Raw genomic sequence first — 17,047 nt, 5'->3', positions numbered from 1 at the left:
CGAGCAAAGCGCTGCCGCAGATTTTCGTGCCTGCAGGCGGATTTCATGCCCGGGGAGCGGCTACAGTCACGGCATGCGCATTCTTGGAATCGATCCCGGCCTGCAGACCACGGGCTTTGGCGTGCTGGACGTGGACGGCCACCGCATGTCCTATGTGGCCAGCGGCACCATACGCACGACCAGCCTGGCCCTGGGCGATCTGCCCGGCCGCCTCAAGCTGCTGTTCGACGGCATCTCCGAAGTCGCCGACCGCTACCAGCCCGAGCAATCGGCCGTGGAAATCGTCTTCGTCAACGTCAACCCCCAGTCCACGCTGCTGCTGGGCCAGGCGCGCGGGGCCGCGCTCACGGCCCTGGTCAACGCAGGCCTGCCGGTTGCCGAATACACGGCCCTGCAGATGAAGAAAGCCGTGGTCGGCCATGGCCGCGCGGCCAAGAGCCAGATCCAGGAAATGGTCAGGCGCCTGCTGCAACTGCCGGGCCTGCCGGGCACGGATGCGGCCGACGCCCTGGGCCTGGCCATCACCCACGCCCATGCCGGCGCGGCCCTGGAAAAAATGAGCCAGGCCACGCAGCTGCAACGCCGCCAGCATGCGATTTACAAGGCTGGCAGGGTTTATTAATCCCCCCTGAGCAGTTGCGCCTGCGCCAGTTTTTCAGGCATCTGACGAAGCGACAGAAGCCGAGGGGTGAATTTCTGCTGGAGCGAGCCTCTGAAGCAAGTAAAGCGCTTGGACCTACCCCACTGCGCCAAGACGGCTCTGCAGGCTAGGCGCCGGCCCGCAGACAGTACTTTCGTACGGCAAGGGCCGACAACAACGCATGAAGCTCTGTATTGGCGTCTCTGAACAATGAGCCGACGGATAGCCTGCGGGCGTCAATAAGCGCTCAGCACCATGGAGGCGATGACGCCCGTGGCAATCGCCACCAGCAGATAGTCGCCGCCGCTTTGAATCCAGTGATAGCCGCGCGGCGGGGCCGACAGATGGTGTCCGCGCCAGTCATTGATCACATAGTGCGGGGTGCGGTACTGGGGCGGAACGCGCGAGCCGCGCACCCAGCGGTGCTCAGGGCCGGCGCCGCGATGTTCATGGCGCTCGGCGCGCCCGTGATCGCGGCGTTCGTCATGCTGGCGGCCGTGCTTTCTGGCCTGGCCCGCAGGCTCCATGTCATGGCCCGGCTGTGCCTGGGCCACCGACCCCAGGCCCATGCTCAAGGCCATCAGGGCGCTCACCATACCTGTGTTCCAACGTGTCATACAAAGCTCCTTGCGTTTGTGCAGGCCGCTCCATTGCGGCCCGACATGCGCCCATGATCGACGCAGCAAGCAGCGTATGGCGCGAAAAAACACAGCTTTGCACGCCTTTTTCCTGTGCCTTGGGCGAGCTTTACAAACGCAAGAGAGTGCAGCAATTTGCAGCCTGCCGGCAGCATGTCCCCGCCTGGAAACACACGCCTGAAGCCGCTGCGAGCCGCAGTTGCTGCAGCACTGCTCAGCGGCTGGGGGCGTTCAGGCGCTCAGACCAGGTGGCTGAAGAACAGCACGGCAAAAAATGCCAGGCCCGCGACCACCGTCCACTTGAAGATGATGAAGGCCCAGCGCCTGTACTGGACCTTGCCCGTGGCCAGGTAGAGCACCATGGAGACGGCCGAAGCCAGCAGCAGCAGACTGGCCAGCCAGCGAAACAGCAGCATCTGCGGCCTCCCCGCCTACCAGGCCCGCACGGGCTGGGCAAAGCCCTTGGGGGCCTGACGCTCGCTGTCAAAGCTCACGAGCTCCCAGGCATCGGGCCGGGCTTCAAGCGCACGCAACAGCTGGTTGTTCATGGCATGGCCCGAGCGAAAGGCGCTGTAGGCCGCAAGCAGCGGCTTGCCGATCAGGTACAGGTCGCCGATCGCATCCAGGATCTTGTGCTTGGCGAACTCGTCGTCATAGCGCAGTCCATCGCTGTTGAGCACCTTGTAGTCGTCCATGACGATGGCGTTGTCCAGACCTCCGCCCAGCGCCAGGCCGTTGTTGCGCAGCATCTCCACATCCTTGGTGAAGCCGAAGGTGCGCGCACGCGCAATGTCGCGTGTGTAATTGCCCTCGCCCATGTCGAACTCCACGCACTGGCCCGTGGAGTCCACGGCCGGATGGGCAAAGTCGATCTCAAAGCGCAGCTTGAAGCCGTGATAGGGATCGAAGCGCGCCCACTTGAGGTTGTGCCCTTCGCCCTCGCGCACCTCCACGGGCTTGAGCACACGGATGAAGCGCTTGGGCACCTTCTGCAGCTCTATGCCTGCGCTTTGCAGCAGGAACACGAACGAGGCCGAGGAGCCGTCAAGAATCGGCACTTCCTCGGCCGTGATGTCGATATAGAGATTGTCCAGGCCCAGACCCGCAATCGCCGACATCAGATGCTCCACGGTATGCACCTTGGCGCCACCCGTACCGATGGTGGAGGCCATGCGCGTATCGGTCACGGCCTCGGCGCAGACCGGTATGTCCACAGGCTCGGGCAGGTCCACACGGCGAAACACGATGCCGGTATCGGGCTGGGCAGGCCTCAGGGTCAGCTCCACACGCTGGCCGCTGTGCAAGCCCACGCCTACGGCACGGGTGATGGTCTTGAGGGTTCTTTGCGCAAGCATTTGTCAATTTTAAACGCGAGCGCCGTGCAAGAGACATGGCCCTGGCACGGATTTCGCTATCACGACGATGAACAGGACCTGGTCAGGCTTGACCCAGGTCGCTTCTTAGTCGGCCTGCTTGCGCAGAAAGGCCGGGATTTCCAGATCGTCCATCCCGCCCGAGGCCAGCGCATCCACACGGGCTGCTGCCTGGCTGCGGTTGGTGCGCCAGACGCTGGGCACGGCCATGTTGTTGCCATAGTCGGTGCCACCGGCTGCACCAGCGGCCAGGTTGCCTGCGGCGCCCATGGAGGCTGCGGGCATCTGGTAGCTCATGTTGTCGGTACCCGTGCGCAGACCGCCCTGCACCACCTGCATGTTCTGACGGCGCACGTTGGGACGCGACAGGCCCGTGGCAACCACGGTCACACGGATTTCGTCGCCCAGGGTGTCGTCGTAGGCGGCACCGTAGATCACATGGGCATCGGGCGAGGCATAGGCGTTGATGGTGCTCATGGCCAGGCGCGACTCGGACAGCTTGAGGCTGCCCTTGGCCGCTGTGACCAGCACCAGCACGCCCTTGGCGCCCGACAGATCGATGCCTTCGAGCAGCGGGCAGGCCACGGCCTGCTCGGCGGCGATGCGCGCGCGGTCGGGGCCTGCGGCCTTGGCCGTGCCCATCATGGCCTTGCCGGGCTCGCCCATGACGGTGCGCACGTCCTCGAAGTCGACGTTCACATGGCCGTACTCGTTGATGATCTCGGCAATGCCGCCCACGGCGTTCTTGAGCACGTCGTTGGCATGGGCAAAGGCCTCGTCCTGGGAGATGTCGTCACCCAGCACATCGAGCAGCTTCTCGTTGAGCACGACGATCAGCGAGTCGACATTCGCCTCAAGCTCGGCCAGGCCCGAATCGGCGTTCTGCATGCGGCGTCCGCCTTCCCATTCGAAGGGCTTGGTGACCACGCCCACGGTGAGAATGCCCATCTCCTTGGCCACGCGCGCGATCACGGGCGCTGCGCCCGTGCCCGTGCCGCCGCCCATGCCGGCCGTGATGAACAGCATGTGCGAGCCCTGGATGGCTGCGCGGATATCCTCCTCGGCGATCTCGGCGGCCTCGCGGCCCTTGTCGGGCTTGCTGCCCGCGCCCAGACCGCTGCCACCGAGCTGGATCGTGCGATGCGCGCTGGAACGCAGCAACGCCTGGGCATCGGTATTGGCGCAGACGAACTCCACGCCCTGGACATTGCGCGCAATCATGTGCTCGACGGCATTGCCACCACCACCGCCCACACCGATCACCTTGATCTGCGTGCCCTGGTTGAACTCTTCAACTTCAATCATGTCGATGGTCATTTTGACTCTCCTATTGCTCTACTCTTAACGTGCTCACCTTGAATGGTGGGGAGGATTGATTTCTGGCCCGGTCTTCGTCGCTCGCAGGGTGGGCCAGTGATGCGCAGTCGTACAAGCCACATATCAGAAGTTCCCCACGATGAAGTCTTTGAAACGGCCAAAGGCGGTCTTCATGGAGCCGCTCTTTTGTGCCACCTTGAAGCCGCGCAGGCGCGCCAGGCGGGCTTCCTCGAGCAGACCCATGACGGTTGCAGCCCGGGGCTGGGCCACCATGTCGGCCAAGGCGCTCGAATACTTGGGTATGCCGCGGCGCACGGGCTTGAGGAAGATGTCCTCGCCCAGCTCGACCATGCCCGGCATGACGGCGCTGCCGCCGGTGAGCACGATGCCCGAGGACAGCACTTCCTCGTAGCCGGACTCGCGCACCACCTGCTGCACCAGCGAAAAGATCTCTTCCACTCGCGGCTCGATCACGCCCGCCAGGGCCTGCTTGCTGATCATGCGCGGGCTGCGGTCGCCCAGGCCCGGCACTTCGACCTGGGCATCGGGATCGGCCAGCAACTGCTTGGCATAGCCGCTCTCGACCTTGATGTCCTCGGCATCCTTGGTCGGCGTGCGCAGCGCCATGGCGATGTCGCTGGTGATCAGATCGCCCGCGATCGGAATCACGGCCGTGTGCCGAATCGCGCCCCCCGTGAAGATGGCCACATCGGTGGCACCGGCGCCGATGTCGACCACGGCCACGCCGAGCTCGCGCTCGTCATCGGTGAGCACGGCCTGGCTCGATGCCAGCGGGTTGAGCAGCAATTGCTCGACCTCGAGGCCGCAGCGACGCACGCACTTGATGATGTTCTCGGCCGCGCTCTGGGCGCCCGTGACGATGTGGATCTTGGCCTCCAGGCGGATGCCGCTCATGCCGATGGGCTCGCGCACCTCCTGGCCATCGATCACGAACTCCTGGGGCTCGACCAGCAGCAGGCGCTGATCCGAGGAGATGTTGATGGCCTTGGCCGTCTCCATCACGCGCGCCACATCGGTGGCCGAGACTTCCTTGTCCTTGATGGCCACCATGCCGCTGGAGTTGAGTCCGCGGATATGGCTGCCCGTAATCCCCGTACAGACACGCTGGATCTTGCAGTCGGCCATGAGCTCGGCCTCCTTCAAGGCCTGCTGGATGCTTTGCACCGTGGCATCGATGTTCACGACCACGCCGCGCTTGAGCCCGTTGCTGGGCGCCACGCCCAGGCCTGCGAGCTTGAGTTCGCCATTGCTCATGACCTCGGCCACCACGGCCATCACCTTGGCCGTTCCAACGTCCAGCCCGACGATCACATCTTTGTACTCTCTTGCCATATCAGCATCCGCCCTCGGTAATTTCTGTCTGCCTGCATTGCCGCCCGTTGTTCATGTTCTGTGCTCCTGCCTTCAGCGCCGGCTGCGGGCCGCAGCCGCAGGCCGCACCACGGCCCTGGCCGGGGCTGCCACCCCCGTGGTCACGCCGCGCAGCTTGAGCGCATAGCCATCCTCGTAGCGCAGATCGGCCGACTCCAGCGCATCGGCCTTGCGCTGGTACTGGGCCGTGATCTGCGGCAGGGTGCGCACAAAGCGCTGCACGCGCTGCAGCACGTCCTCCATGCTGCCGCCGCCCAACTCCAGGCTGGCCTCGTTGTCCAGCTGCAGCTGCCAGCTGCCGCGCGCATTGAGCTTGAGCTCGTCGATATCCACGCCCAGAGGCTCCAGCGCCGCATCCAGCAGCCGGTACATCTGCAGCATCTGCGCAGCCGTGCCGTCCGGTCCCTGCAGGCGCGGCAGGCCTTCGCGGTCGAGCTCGCCCAGATTGGCCTCGAAGACCTCGCCAAAGCTGTTGATCAACCCGCCCCCGGTATCCGGCCCCCAGAAGGCCTCGGCCACGTGCTCGCGCAGGATGACGCGCAGGCTGTTCGGGTAGTCGCGGCGCACCTGCGCCTCGCGCACCCAGGGCACCTGCTCGAAAGCCTGTTTTGCGGCCTTGAGATTCACGGTGAAGAAGTTGCCCATGAGCACCGGCGCCACATTCGCACGCAGCGTGACCGCGTTGTTGTGCACCAGCTCCCCCTCGACCACGATGCGCCCGATGTTGAATGCCGGATGGCGCAGCGCCCACCAGCTCACGGCAGCCAGCGCCAACGCGGCAACGCCCATGAACAGCACCGAGGCGGTCACGTTCATGAGCTTGACGTCGAAGGGCGCGGGCAGCGAATAGCTCATTGGCTTTTCCTCACCCCGTCCAGGCTCGCGCCGGCCACCAGGCCCAGGCACAGCGCTTCATAGCTGATGCCTGCAGCGCGCGCCGACATGGGCACCAGAGAATGGCTGGTCATGCCCGGAGAGGTATTGATTTCCAGCAGGAAAGGCTTGCGGTCGCTGGCGCGAATCATGATGTCGGCGCGCGACCAGCCCCGGCAGCCCAGGGTGCGGAAGGCGCGCTCCACCAGCCGCTGGATCTCGGCTTCCTCGCCCTCGGGCAGGCCGCAGGGGCAGTGGTATTGGGTCGTATCGGTGAAGTACTTGTTCTGGTAGTCGTAATTGCCTTCGGGCGCGACGATGCGGATCACGGGCAAGGCCCTGGCCGACACACCCTCGCCGAGTACCGCGCAGGTGGTCTCGTCACCGGCGATGAACTGCTCGCACAGCACCTCGGGGTCGTATTTGGAGGCCAGCGCATAGGCGGCCTCGCACTCCTCGGCGCTCATGACCTTGGCCATGCCGATGCTCGATCCTTCGCGCGCGGGCTTGACGATCATCGGCGCCCCCAGGGCCTCGAAGGCAGTGCGCGTTTGCTCAGCATTCGAGACCAGACGCCAATCGGGCGTGGGCAGGCCTTCGAAGCGCCAGATGCGTTTGGTCATGATCTTGTCCACGGCAATGCTGGACGCCATCACGCCCGGGCCCGTATAGGGAATGCCCAGCAACTCCAGCGCGCCCTGCACCGTCCCGTCCTCGCCATAGCGGCCATGCAGGGCGATGAAGCAGCGCGCAAAGCCTTCTTTGAGCAGCTCATCCAGATGGCGCTCGGCCGGATCAAAGGCATGGGCATCGACACCGCGCGACAGCAAGGCCTCGAGCACGCCCTGGCCCGACATCAGCGAGACTTCGCGCTCGGCCGAGCGCCCGCCCATGAGCACGGCCACCTTGCCCAGAGCCTTTGCATCGATATTGCTTGCAAAACCGTTCACAGCGTCATTCCTTCCTGGACATTGAGCTCCTGTTTTTGCAGCAGTTCCACCAGCCTGGAGGGAACTGCGCCAATCGATCCCGCGCCCATGCACAGCAGCACATCGCCATCGCGCGCATGGGCGGCCAGCGCCTCGGGCAGTTCAGCCACGTTTTCCACGAACACCGGCTCCACACGGCCAGCCACACGCAAGGCGCGTGCCAGCGAGCGGCCGTCGGCCGCGACCACGGGCGCCTCGCCGGCCGCATAGACCTCGGTGAGCAGCACGGCATCGGCCGAACCGATGACCTTGACGAAATCCTCGAAGCAGTCGCGCGTGCGGCTGTAGCGGTGGGGCTGAAAGGCCAGCACCAGGCGGCGACCGGGAAACGCACCGCGCGCGGCCGCCAGCGTGGCCGCCATCTCCACGGGGTGGTGTCCGTAGTCGTCGATCACGGTAAAGCGTCCGCCGTCCGCAGACGGCAACTCGCCATAGCGCTGGAAGCGCCGGCCTACGCCCTTGAAACTTTCCAGGGCCCGCAGCAAGGCTGCATCAGAGATTTCCAGCTCCATGGCCACCGCCACGGCAGACAAGGCATTGAGCACGTTGTGCTCGCCGGGCAGGCCCAGCACCACCTCCACATCCGGATAGGGCTGGCCGTTCTGGCGGCGCAGCGTGAAGCGCATATTGCCGGCCTCGGCGCGCACATCGAGAGCGCGTATCTGGGCATCTTCCGAGAAGCCGTAGGTCGTGACCGGGCGCGCGACCTGGGGCAGGATTTCGCGCACACCCGGGCTGTCCACGCAAAGAATGGCTCGGCCGTAGAAGGGCATGCGGTGCAGGAAGTCGACAAAGGCCGTCTTCAGCCGGCCGAAGTCGTGACCGTAGGTCTCCATATGGTCGGCATCGATATTCGTGACCACGGCCATGATGGGCAGCAGGTTCAAAAACGAGGCGTCGGACTCGTCGGCCTCGACCACGATGTAGTCGCCCAGACCCAGCTTGGCATTCGCGCCCGCGCTGTTGAGGCGCCCGCCGATCACGAAGGTCGGATCCAGCCCTGCCTCGGCCAGCACGCTGGTCACCAGGCTGGTGGTGGTGGTCTTGCCATGGGCGCCCGCGATCGCAATGCCCTGCTTGAAGCGCATGAGCTCGGCCAGCATCAGCGCGCGCGGCACCACGGGAATCTTGCGCGCGCGCGCGGCCACGACCTCGGGGTTATCGGCCTGGACTGCCGTCGAGGTCACGACGGCATCGGCTCCCGCGATGTGCGCAGCCTCATGCCCTATGTGGGTTGCAATGCCCAGGCCTGCGAGCCGGCGCAAGGTGGCGCTGTCGGCCAGATCCGAGCCCGAAATCTGGTAGCCCAGGTTGTGCAGCACCTCGGCGATGCCGCTCATGCCGGAGCCGCCGATTCCGACGAAATGAATGTGATGGATGGCGTGCTTCATGCGGCCAGCTCCTCACAGGCGGCAACCACCTCTTGGGTGGCATGGATTTTCTGCATTTTCTTGGCGTTCTCGGCGCGCTCCAAAAGCGTGGAGCGCTCTATATTTTGTAGCATTTCAGCCAGACCTTGTGCTGTCATCTGGCTTTGTGGCAGCAGCCATCCGGCCCCTGCGTCGACCAGGAAGCGGGCATTCGCCGTCTGGTGATCGTCCACGGCTGCGGGAAACGGCACATAAATGGCCGCAGCACCCACGGCCGCGATCTCGGTCACGGTGCTCGCGCCTGCACGGCAGACGATGAGATCCGCCTCGGCAAAGGCGCGCGCCGTGTCATCGATGAAGGGCGTGAGCTCGGCGGCCACGCCCGCGGCCGCATAGTTGGCACGCAAGGCCTCGATCTGCGCCTCCCCGCTTTGGTGCAGTACCTGAGGCCGCTGCTCCTCGGGGATCAAGGCCAGGGCCTGGGGCACGGTCTCGTTGAGCGCCCTGGCCCCGAGGCTGCCCCCCACGACGAGCAGCCTCAACGGCCCGCTGCGGCCCGCAAAGCGCACAGCCGGTTCGGCCTGCTCCACAAAGGGCTTGCGCAACGGATTGCCGACCCAGCGGCCCTTGGCCAAGACATCCGGAAAGGCCGTGAACACCTGGTCCGCGAGCTTGGCGAGCAGCTTGTTGGCCATGCCGGCCACGGAGTTCTGCTCGTGCAGCACCAGGGGCTTGCCGGCCAGCGACGCCATCATGCCGCCCGGAAAGCTGATGTAGCCTCCCAGGCCCACGACCACATCGGGGCGCACGCGGCGCACCACGGCCATGGCCTGCCAGAAGGCCTTGAGCAGGCGCAGCGGCAGCAGGGCCAGGGTCTTGATGCCCTTGCCGCGCACGCCGGAAAAGTCGATGGTCTCCAGCACAAAGCCCTGGGGCGGCACCAGGCGCGCCTCCATGCTCGCCGGCGCGCCCAGCCAGTGCACAATCCAGCCGCGCGCACGCAGCTCCTGGGCCACGGCCAGGCCGGGGAAGATATGGCCGCCGGTTCCGCCGGCCATGATCAGGGCCCGGCGCTGGCGCGCATTTTTTTGCGGGATGGGCAGCGTCATGCATGACCTCCCTTCATCAGTAATTTGTTCTCGTAATCCACTCTCAGCACCACGGCGATCGCGACCAGGTTCATCAAGATCGCCGATCCGCCAAAACTCATCAACGGCAAAGTCAGCCCTTTGGTTGGCAAGGCCCCCAGATTCACGCCCATGTTGATGAAGGCCTGAAAGCCCATCCAGATGGCCACGCCCTCGGCGACCAGGCCCGAGAACACGCGGTCCAGTGCAATCGCCTGGCGGCCGATCAGCATGATCCGGCGCGTGAGCCACAGGAAAGTGAAGGCAATGGCCAGCACGCCCAGGAGGCCGAACTCCTCGCCGATCACGGCCAGCAGAAAGTCGGTATGGGCCTCGGGCAGCCAGTGCAGCTTCTCCACGCTGCGCCCCAGCCCCACGCCGAAGATCTCGCCCCGGCCTATGGCGATCAGCGCATGCGACAACTGGTAGCCCTTGCCCAGCGCGTGCTTCTCGTCCCAGGGATTGAGATAGGCAAAGATGCGCTCGCGCCGCCATTCGGAAAACCCGATCATGATCACAAAGGCCAGCACCACGAGGGCCGCGATCAGAAAGAACATGCGCGCATTGACGCCGCCCAGGAACAAAATCCCCATGGAGATCACGACGATGACCATGAAGGCGCCCATGTCGGGCTCGGCCAGCAGCAGCACGCCGACCAGCACCACGGCAGCGCCCATGGGCAGCACGGCGCGGAAAAAGCGCTCCTTGACCTCCATCTTGCGCACCATGTAGTCCGCCGCGTAGATGAGCACCGCGAACTTGGCGAGCTCCGAAGGCTGGAAATTCATCACCCCCAGCGGCAGCCAGCGCCGCGCACCGTTGACCACGGTGCCCACGTGGGGTACGAGCACCAGCACCAGCAACAGCAGGGAGAGCAGAAACAGTTTGCGCGCCAGCTTTTCCCAGACCACCATGGGTATCTGGAATGCCAGCACGGCCGCAACAAAGGCCAGGCCTATGGACAGGGTATGGCGGCCCAGAAAGTGCGTGGGCGCGATCTTGCCGAAGCGCGGATTGTCGGGCATGGCAATCGAGGCCGAATACACCATGACCAGGCTGAAGGCCAGCAGGCCTATGACCACCCAGACCAGGGCCATGTCCAGGCCCAGCACGCTTGCAGGCGTGGGCGTGGGCCGGTGGTACTGGGGTCCGCCCACACGCACGGGCAGCACGTCGATGGGCTTGTCCTGGGAGCCGCCGAACCAGGAGCGCAGGCGACTGAGCCGGCTGGTGGTGGCTGTCATGCGCCGCCCTCCAGCTCATGGCCTGCGTCATGCGCAAGCATGCGCACAGCCTCGACAAAGACCTGGGCACGATGTTCGTAATTGCGGAACATGTCCAGGCTCGCACAGGCTGGCGACAGCAGCACGGCATCGCCCTCGTGTGCACGCGCCGCGGCCTTTTGCACCGCATCCTCCATGTCGCCGGCATCGATCAGCACAACGCCGCAGCCGTTCAGGGCCGCGCGGATTTCTCCCGCATCACGGCCTATGAGGATCACGGCGCGCGCATGGCGGGCCACGGGCGCGGCCAGGGGCGAGAAGTCCTGCCCCTTGCCGTCACCGCCCAGAATCACCACGATGCGGTGCTCGGCGCCCAGGCCCACCAGCGCAGCCGCCGTGGCGCCCACGTTCGTGCCCTTGCTGTCGTCAAAGTACTCAACCCCGGCCACGCGGCCCAGGGCCTGCACGCGGTGCGGCTCGCCCCGGTATTCGCGCAGGCCATAGAGCAGGGGCGCGAGTGCGGCCCCTGCAGCGCTGGCCAGGGCCAGGGCAGCCAAGGCATTCATGGCGTTGTGCCTGCCGCGTATGCGCAGCGCATCGGCGGGCATGAGGCGCTGGATGTGCAGATCGTCGGCATGCTTGCCCTTGCTGGTCTCGTCCGCCTCATGGGCGCGCACCAGCCAGGTCATGCCGTTCACGGTTTCCAGGCCGAAGTCGCCGGGCCGCCGTGGCATGTCCGCGCCAAAGGTGATGTGGGCTCGCTGCTGGGGTTTCTGGCGCTTGCCCGGCGGCACCACGGGCGCAGGCAGCATGTGCATGACCTCGGGATCTTCGCGGTTGAGCACCATGATGCCGCTGGCCCCGAAGATGCAGGCTTTGGCCTGGGCGTAAGCCTTGGGATTTCCATGCCAGTCCAGATGGTCCTGGCTGATGTTGAGCACCGCAGCCGCCGTCGGCTCGAACAGGCTGGCGCCATCGAGCTGAAAGCTCGACAGCTCCAGCACCCAGGCCCGGGGCAGGGTCTGGGCGTCTATATGCCGGGTCAGCGTGTCCATCAGGGTCGGGCCGATATTGCCCGCAACGGCCACGTCCATGCCTGCATGGGCCAGCAACTGGCCCGTGAGCGAGGTCACCGTGGTCTTGCCGTTGGTGCCCGTGATGGCCAGCACCGAGGGCTGGTAGCCATGGGCCGAGGCCAGGGTCTTGAGCGCCATGGCGAACAGATCGAGCTCGCCGCCCACGGGCAGGCCCAGGGCGCGCGCCGCATCGGCCACGGGCGCGATGCTGGCCGGGCTCAGCCCCGGCGAGCGGTAGACCAGATTCAGCCCCTGGCCGTCAACCAGGGCGGGCGTGAACTCGCCCGCCACAAAGCGCACCCCGGGCAGTTCCTGCATGAGCTGCTGCAACTGGGGCGGGGCCTCGCGCGTATCGGCCACCACGACTTCAGCGCCGCAGCGCCGACACCAGCGCGCCATCGCCAGACCCGAAGCGCCCAGGCCCAGAACCAGTACGCTCTGGCCCCTCAGATGCTGGGGTTGTTCACCGGGCCAGCCTGCGCCCACGGGCGGCAGGGCTTGCTGGGTCTGCTGCGCCTGTATCTCGGCCACGGGCGCGACTTCGGCATCTGCACCGTCGGACAGGCTGGGGTCGGTGAAGATGCGCGCCACGAACTCGGCCGCATCCTTGGCCGCAGTCAGCGTGGACACATCGGGAATGGGCTCGGCAGGCATGGCTGCCGGCGCCGGCTCTGGCTCCTGGGCCTCTTCAGGCAGGGGCTCAGGCATGGCTTCGGGGGCAGGCTCGTCCTCCCCGGGCGCAGGCCTGGATGCTTCTTTTTCAATAGCTTGCAGCGCTTTTCCATCAAGGGCTACAGGCATGTTTCCCTGATATTGCGGCAACGAAGACACCAGCCCCTCCAAGGCCTGGGCCCCGGGCTCTGCAGGCTGCTGCTCAGCGGCCGGCGGGTGGATCTTGAAGTCTTCGGTGTTCATGGTCTCACCTCAGCTTCAGCGTGGACAGGCCCAGCAGGCACAGCAGCATGGTGATGATCCAGAAGCGGATCACGACCTGCGTTTCCTTCCAGCCGATCTTCTCGAAGTGGTGGTGCAGGGGCGCCATCTTCAGCAGACGCCGGCCTTCGCCATAGCGTTTCTTGGTGTACTTGAAGTAGGTGACCTGCAGCATCACGGACAAGGCCTCGACCACGAAGATGCCGCCCATGATGGCCAGCACGATCTCCTGGCGCACGATGACGGCAATCGTGCCCAGGGCTGCGCCCAGGGCCAGTGCCCCCACGTCGCCCATGAAGACCTGGGCCGGATGGGCGTTGAACCACAGAAAGGCCAGGCCCGCGCCGGTCATGGCCGCGCAGAAGATCAACAGCTCGCCCGTCCCCGGGATGTGCGGGAACAGCAGGTATTTGGCAAACCCCGCATTGCCGGTCACATAGGCAAAAATGCCCAGGGCCGAGCCCACCATGATCACGGGCATGATGGCCAGGCCGTCCAGACCGTCGGTGAGGTTGACCGCATTGCTCGCCCCCACGATGACCAGATAGGTGAGGATCACAAAGCCCAGCACGCCCAGCGGGTAGCTGACTTCCTTGAAGAAGGGCACGAGCAGGCCGGCCTTGGGCGGCAGGTCCAGCGAAAAGCCCGACTGCACCCAGGTCACGAACAGCTCGAAGACCTGGGCGTTGGTGTTCTCGGAGATGCAGAACACCAGATACAGCGCGGCCAGCAGGCCGATGACCGACTGCCAGAAGTATTTCTCGCTGGAGCGCATGCCCTCGGGGTCCTTGTTGACCACCTTGCGCCAGTCGTCCACCCAGCCTATGGCGCCAAAGCCCAGGGTGACCAGCAGCACGATCCAGACAAAGCGGTTCGAGAGGTCGAACCACAGCAGCGTGGAGATGGCAATCGACAGCAGGATCAGCACCCCACCCATGGTGGGCGTTCCGCTTTTGACGAGGTGGGTCTCCATGCCATAGCCGCGCACGGGCTGGCCGATCTTGAGCGCAGTCAGCATGCGGATCACGCGCGGGCCGGCCACCAGGCCTATGACCAGGGCCGTGAGTGCGGCCAGCACGGCGCGCAGCGTCAAATACTGAAAGACGCGCAAAAAGCCGAATTCGGGCGACAGACCTTGCAGCCACTGGCTGAGCATCAGCAGCATGTGCTCTCCTTCGCTCTTGCCTCACCGTCACCGCACGCATCTAGCGCCTGCACCACCTGCTCCATCTTCATGAACCGCGAACCCTTGACCAAGACCGAACCCACAGCGGGCACCAATTCGCCAACGGCCTTGAGCAGGCCGGGCATATCCTCGAAATGCGCTGCCCCGGCGCCAAAGGCCGAGACCGCATGCATGCTTTGCTCGCCCAGGGCCAGCACATGCTCTATGCCCTGAGCGCGCGCCAAGGCTCCGGCCTCGGCATGAAAGCGCGGGCCCTGGTCGCCGACCTCGCCCATGTCGCCGAGCACCAGCAGACGCGGCGCCGGCATCTCGGCGAGCACTGCAATGGCTGCAGCCACGGAGTCGGGGTTGGCGTTGTAGCAGTCATCGACCACGCTCAGGCTGCGGCCCCGGACAGCCACGCTCAAGGCACGCGAGCGGCCCGCAACCGGCTCGAAGTCCGTCAGGCCCCGGGCAATCGCGGCCAGAGGAACGCCTGCCGCCTCGGCACAGGCGGCAGCGGCCAGCGCGTTGAGCACGTTGTGCCGACCGGCCACATGCAGGCGCACGGTGGCGCTGCCCCGGGGCGTGTGCAGATCGAAGCTCCAGGCTCCAGCGCTCCAGACGGCTTCGCCCGCGTGCACCTGGGCACCGGCCTCGGCCGCACCGAACAGCAGACAGGCCCGGCTGCCGGCCAGCCCGGCCCACAGCGCGGTATAGGTGTCGCCGGCAGGAAACACGGCCACGCCATCGGCGGGCAGGAAGGAGAGCACCGAGCCGTTCTCGCGCGCCACGGCCTCTACCGTGTGCATGAACTCCTGGTGCTCGCGCTGGGCATTGTTGACCAGGGCCACCGTGGGCCGGCCTATGGCCGCCAGTTCGGCGATCTCGCCCGGGTGGTTCATGCCCATCTCCAGCACGGCCAGGCGGTGGGCGCCCGTCATGCGCAGCAGATTCAGCGGCATGCCTATGGAATTGTTGAAATTGCCGCGCGTGGCCAGGACCTGCGCCTCGCCCACATGGGCGCGCAGTATGGCTGCAATCATCTGCGTGACCGTGGTCTTGCCGTTGCTGCCCGTGACAGCTATCAAAGGAAGAGCAAACTGCGCTCGCCAGGATTGGGCTAGAGCGCCCAACGCCTTGAGACTATCGGGCACTTCTATGCCCGACAGGCCTGCGACCTGCAGGCCGCCATGGGCCACGGCAGCCACCGCCCCTGCGGCCTTGGCCTGGGACAGGAAGTCGTTCGCATCGAAGCGTTCGCCCTTCAGGGCTACAAACAAGTCCCCGACCTGCAGCGTGCGCGTATCGGTGTGCACGCGTGCCAGCACCAGGCCCGGGTCTCCCACGAGCCGGGCTTCGGGGATATGCGCCTGGATCAGCTCCAGCGCTTTTTCCAAGGTCATCATGACCGCTTCTTTCCTTCGCGGGCCGCCAGCGCCTTGTGCGCTTCGGCCATGTCGGAGAACGCATGGCGCTGGCCCGCAGTCTCCTGATAGTCCTCATGCCCCTTGCCGGCGATCAGCACCACATCGCGCGCATCGGCACGTGCAATAGACTGGGCAATGGCCGCCGCGCGATCGGCCTGGACATGCAAGTCAACGCCTTTGTGCATGCCGACCAGGATCTGGTCGATGATGCTCTCGGGCACTTCGCTGCGCGGGTTGTCGCTGGTGACGAGCACGCAGTCGGCATTGTCTTGTGCGGCCTGCCCCATGAGCGGCCGCTTGCTGCTGTCCCGGTCACCACCGCAGCCGAACACGCACCACAGCCGCCCTTGGCGCTGCTGCGCAGCCGGGCGCAATGCGCGCAAGGCCTGGATCAGCGCATCCGGCGTGTGCGCATAGTCCACGGCCACCAGAGGCTGGCCCGGCTGCACGATCTGCTGCATGCGTCCGGGCACGGGTTCGAGCTCGGCGCAGGCCGCCACGGCCTGGTCCAGGCTCAGACCCAGGCTGCGCAAGGCCGCGAGCACGCCCAGCAGGTTGGAGACGTTGTACTGGCCCACGAGCCGGGTGCTCATGCGCAGGCTGTGCCCGGCTTCGACCACGGTAAAGTCCAGGCCTTGCGCACCCAGACGGATGTCCTTGGCCTGCAGCCTGGCCGGGCCTTGCAGGGACACGCTCCAGACATCGATGTCCCTGGAGCGCAGGCGTGCCCACAGGCGTGCGCCATGGGCATCGTCCACATTGATCACCGCCGCCTGCAGGCCGGGCCAGTCGAACAGCGCGACCTTGGCCTGCCAGTAGGCATCCATGCTGCCGTGATAGTCCAGGTGGTCCTGGGTGAAGTTGGTGAACAAGGCCACGCGCATGCGCGTGCCGTCCAGCCTGTGCTCGGCCAGGCCTATGGACGAAGCTTCGATCGCACAGGCTGCCAGACCGGCATCCGCGTATTCGCGGAAAACGCGCTGCAGCAGCACAGGGTCGGGCGTGGTCATGCCTGTGGACACCAGGTCCGGCGGCACACCAACACCTAAAGTGCCCACCAGCGCACAGCCGGTGCGCGCCTGCAGCTTCACATTCGATAGCGCATGGGCGAGCCACCAGGCTGTGCTGGTCTTGCCGTTGGTGCCGGTCACGGCCAGTACGTCGATCACGGCGCTGGGATGGTCAAACCACAGATCGGCAATCTGGCCCGTGGCCGCCTTGAGGTCGGCCAGGGCTGCGATCTGCTCGCCCCCAAAACCAAAGGCCTCGACACCTTCGGCCTCGACCAGGCAGGCGGCCGCGCCGCGCTCAAGCGCCGAGGCCACATGGGCGCGGCCGTCCGTGGCTGCGCCGGGCCAGGCGATGAAGGCATCGCCGGGGCGGATCTTGCGGCTGTCGGTCTGCAGCGTGGCCCCTGAGGCCAGCTGCACTCTCAGCCATTGCTGGGCCTCGGCAGCCGAAGCCAGCAGGCGCGGGGCATGTGCGGTGTTCATGGAAGACG

Annotated in this window: 15 protein-coding genes; 1 reads left to right on the top strand and 14 read right to left on the bottom strand. The window is 65.8% G+C overall.

The genetic code is table 11. From position 1 onward, the window contains the following. Nucleotides 1-73: 73 nt before the first annotated feature. Nucleotides 74-622 carry a crossover junction endodeoxyribonuclease RuvC gene (ruvC, locus tag G486_RS0119970; protein ID WP_027017127.1) on the top strand — a complete coding sequence of 183 codons (549 nt, stop codon included), beginning with the start codon at nt 74-76 and terminating at the stop codon, nt 620-622. Nucleotides 623-876: 254 nt separating this feature from the next. On the opposite strand, the gene G486_RS0119965 is transcribed toward ruvC, so the two are convergent. The 14 genes from G486_RS0119965 to G486_RS0119900 form a co-directional block, all read right to left on the bottom strand. Beyond that, nucleotides 877-1,257: an RcnB family protein gene (locus G486_RS0119965; protein ID WP_027017126.1), complete on the bottom strand. Its 381-nt coding sequence runs from the start codon at nt 1,255-1,257 to the stop codon at nt 877-879. A 260-nt stretch (nt 1,258-1,517) separates the two neighbouring features. Next, complete coding sequence (locus tag G486_RS24375; protein ID WP_169728630.1) at nt 1,518-1,694, bottom strand: hypothetical protein; 177 nt, start codon at nt 1,692-1,694, stop codon at nt 1,518-1,520. 15 nt (nt 1,695-1,709) lie between these two features. Beyond that, on the bottom strand, nt 1,710-2,633 hold the full coding sequence (lpxC, locus tag G486_RS0119955; RefSeq protein WP_027017125.1) for a UDP-3-O-acyl-N-acetylglucosamine deacetylase: 924 nt from the start codon (nt 2,631-2,633) through the stop codon (nt 1,710-1,712). 105 nt (nt 2,634-2,738) lie between these two features. Further along, the gene (ftsZ, locus tag G486_RS0119950) at nt 2,739-3,968 is read right to left on the bottom strand and encodes a cell division protein FtsZ (protein ID WP_027017124.1); all 1,230 of its coding nucleotides are present in this window, start codon (nt 3,966-3,968) and stop codon (nt 2,739-2,741) included. A gap of 123 nt (nt 3,969-4,091) precedes the next feature. Further along, a complete protein-coding gene (ftsA, locus tag G486_RS0119945) occupies nt 4,092-5,321 on the bottom strand; it encodes a cell division protein FtsA (RefSeq protein WP_027017123.1) in 1,230 nt (409 codons plus the stop codon). A 72-nt stretch (nt 5,322-5,393) separates the two neighbouring features. Continuing rightward, nucleotides 5,394-6,215 (bottom strand): cell division protein FtsQ/DivIB, encoded by an 822-nt coding sequence (locus G486_RS0119940; protein WP_027017122.1) that lies wholly within the window; start codon nt 6,213-6,215, stop codon nt 5,394-5,396. Beyond that, nucleotides 6,212-7,183, bottom strand: coding sequence for a D-alanine--D-alanine ligase (locus G486_RS0119935; protein ID WP_027017121.1), 972 nt, complete (start codon nt 7,181-7,183; stop codon nt 6,212-6,214). Before G486_RS0119935 ends, G486_RS0119940 begins: the two co-directional genes overlap by 4 nt. After that, the gene (murC, locus tag G486_RS0119930; protein ID WP_027017120.1) at nt 7,180-8,613 is read right to left on the bottom strand and encodes a UDP-N-acetylmuramate--L-alanine ligase; all 1,434 of its coding nucleotides are present in this window, start codon (nt 8,611-8,613) and stop codon (nt 7,180-7,182) included. The genes G486_RS0119935 and murC overlap by 4 nt, the downstream gene beginning before the upstream one ends. Continuing rightward, the gene (gene murG, locus G486_RS0119925; protein ID WP_027017119.1) at nt 8,610-9,701 is read right to left on the bottom strand and encodes an undecaprenyldiphospho-muramoylpentapeptide beta-N-acetylglucosaminyltransferase; all 1,092 of its coding nucleotides are present in this window, start codon (nt 9,699-9,701) and stop codon (nt 8,610-8,612) included. The genes murC and murG overlap by 4 nt, the downstream gene beginning before the upstream one ends. Further along, nucleotides 9,698-10,963 carry a putative lipid II flippase FtsW gene (gene ftsW / locus G486_RS0119920; protein ID WP_027017118.1) on the bottom strand — a complete coding sequence of 422 codons (1,266 nt, stop codon included), beginning with the start codon at nt 10,961-10,963 and terminating at the stop codon, nt 9,698-9,700. Before ftsW ends, murG begins: the two co-directional genes overlap by 4 nt. Further along, the gene (gene murD / locus G486_RS0119915; RefSeq protein ID WP_407059812.1) at nt 10,960-12,726 is read right to left on the bottom strand and encodes a UDP-N-acetylmuramoyl-L-alanine--D-glutamate ligase; all 1,767 of its coding nucleotides are present in this window, start codon (nt 12,724-12,726) and stop codon (nt 10,960-10,962) included. The genes ftsW and murD overlap by 4 nt, the downstream gene beginning before the upstream one ends. Before the next feature lie 211 nt (nt 12,727-12,937). Beyond that, entirely contained in the window at nt 12,938-14,116 is a 1,179-nt protein-coding gene (gene mraY / locus G486_RS0119910; protein WP_027017116.1) for a phospho-N-acetylmuramoyl-pentapeptide-transferase, read from the bottom strand. Continuing rightward, nucleotides 14,107-15,525 (bottom strand): UDP-N-acetylmuramoyl-tripeptide--D-alanyl-D-alanine ligase, encoded by a 1,419-nt coding sequence (locus tag G486_RS0119905; protein ID WP_027017115.1) that lies wholly within the window; start codon nt 15,523-15,525, stop codon nt 14,107-14,109. The genes mraY and G486_RS0119905 overlap by 10 nt, the downstream gene beginning before the upstream one ends. Further along, on the bottom strand, nt 15,522-17,039 hold the full coding sequence (locus G486_RS0119900) for a UDP-N-acetylmuramoyl-L-alanyl-D-glutamate--2,6-diaminopimelate ligase (RefSeq protein WP_027017114.1): 1,518 nt from the start codon (nt 17,037-17,039) through the stop codon (nt 15,522-15,524). Before G486_RS0119900 ends, G486_RS0119905 begins: the two co-directional genes overlap by 4 nt. Nucleotides 17,040-17,047: the final 8 nt, after the last annotated feature.

The organism is Comamonas composti DSM 21721, assembly GCF_000429845.1.
Taxonomy (GTDB): Bacteria; Pseudomonadota; Gammaproteobacteria; order Burkholderiales; family Burkholderiaceae_C; genus Comamonas; species Comamonas composti.
The sequence above is the reverse complement of the archived record's forward strand: the minus strand, read 5'-3'. Positions and strand labels throughout refer to the sequence as shown.